The 1,617-nt window shown below is 54.5% G+C and carries 1 rRNA gene; it reads left to right on the top strand.

From position 1 onward, the window contains the following. Positions 1-24 precede the first annotated feature (24 nt). Positions 25-1,576, top strand: a 16S ribosomal RNA gene (locus tag KCG43_RS21220). The last annotated feature ends 41 nt before the right edge of the window (positions 1,577-1,617 follow it).

The raw sequence follows: 1,617 nt of genomic DNA, 5'->3' as shown, positions 1-1,617 counted from the left end.
TCCTTCGGGAAGGCAACAAAACTTTAATTGAAGAGTTTGATCATGGCTCAGATTGAACGCTGGCGGCAGGCCTAACACATGCAAGTCGAGCGGCAGCGACAACATTGACCCTTCGGGCGATTTGTTGGGCGGCGAGCGGCGGACGGGTGAGTAATGCCTGGGAACATGCCTTAGTGTGGGGGATAACCATTGGAAACGATGGCTAATACCGCATAATCTCTACGGAGCAAAGCGGGGGACCTTCGGGCCTCGCGCGCTAAGATTGGCCCAGGTGGGATTAGCTAGTAGGTGGGGTAACGGCTCACCTAGGCGACGATCCCTAGCTGGTCTGAGAGGATGATCAGCCACACTGGAACTGAGACACGGTCCAGACTCCTACGGGAGGCAGCAGTGGGGAATATTGCACAATGGGGGACACCCTGATGCAGCCATGCCGCGTGTGTGAAGAAGGCCTTCGGGTTGTAAAGCACTTTCAGCAGTGAGGAAGAGTTGGTGTTTAATAGATACCATCTTTGACGTTAGCTGCAGAAGAAGCACCGGCTAACTCCGTGCCAGCAGCCGCGGTAATACGGAGGGTGCGAGCGTTAATCGGAATTACTGGGCGTAAAGCGCATGCAGGCGGCGTGTTAAGCCAGATGTGAAAGCCCGGGGCTCAACCTCGGAATCGCATTTGGAACTGGCAGGCTAGAGTCTTGTAGAGGGGGGTAGAATTTCAGGTGTAGCGGTGAAATGCGTAGAGATCTGAAGGAATACCGGTGGCGAAGGCGGCCCCCTGGACAAAGACTGACGCTCAGATGCGAAAGCGTGGGGAGCAAACAGGATTAGATACCCTGGTAGTCCACGCCGTAAACGATGTCTACTTGGAGGTTGGTGTCTTGAACACTGGCTTTCGGAGCTAACGCGTTAAGTAGACCGCCTGGGGAGTACGGTCGCAAGATTAAAACTCAAATGAATTGACGGGGGCCCGCACAAGCGGTGGAGCATGTGGTTTAATTCGATGCAACGCGAAGAACCTTACCTACTCTTGACATCCAGCGAATCCTTTAGAGATAGAGGAGTGCCTTCGGGAACGCTGAGACAGGTGCTGCATGGCTGTCGTCAGCTCGTGTTGTGAAATGTTGGGTTAAGTCCCGCAACGAGCGCAACCCTTATCCTTGTTTGCCAGCACTTCGGGTGGGAACTCCAGGGAGACTGCCGGTGATAAACCGGAGGAAGGTGGGGACGACGTCAAGTCATCATGGCCCTTACGAGTAGGGCTACACACGTGCTACAATGGCGTATACAGAGGGCGGCGAGCTAGCGATAGTGAGCGAATCCCACAAAGTACGTCGTAGTCCGGATTGGAGTCTGCAACTCGACTCCATGAAGTCGGAATCGCTAGTAATCGTGGATCAGAATGCCACGGTGAATACGTTCCCGGGCCTTGTACACACCGCCCGTCACACCATGGGAGTGGGCTGCACCAGAAGTAGATAGCTTAACCTTCGGGAGGGCGTTTACCACGGTGTGGTTCATGACTGGGGTGAAGTCGTAACAAGGTAGCCCTAGGGGAACCTGGGGCTGGATCACCTCCTTACCTAAAGACTGTGTCGTTGATGCAGTGTCCACACAGATTGC

This window comes from Photobacterium sp. WH24 (genome assembly GCF_019204055.1).
Lineage (GTDB): Bacteria > Pseudomonadota > Gammaproteobacteria > Enterobacterales > Vibrionaceae > Photobacterium > Photobacterium arenosum.
Note: the sequence above shows the minus strand (reverse complement) of the source record. Positions and strands in the feature narration are given on the sequence as shown.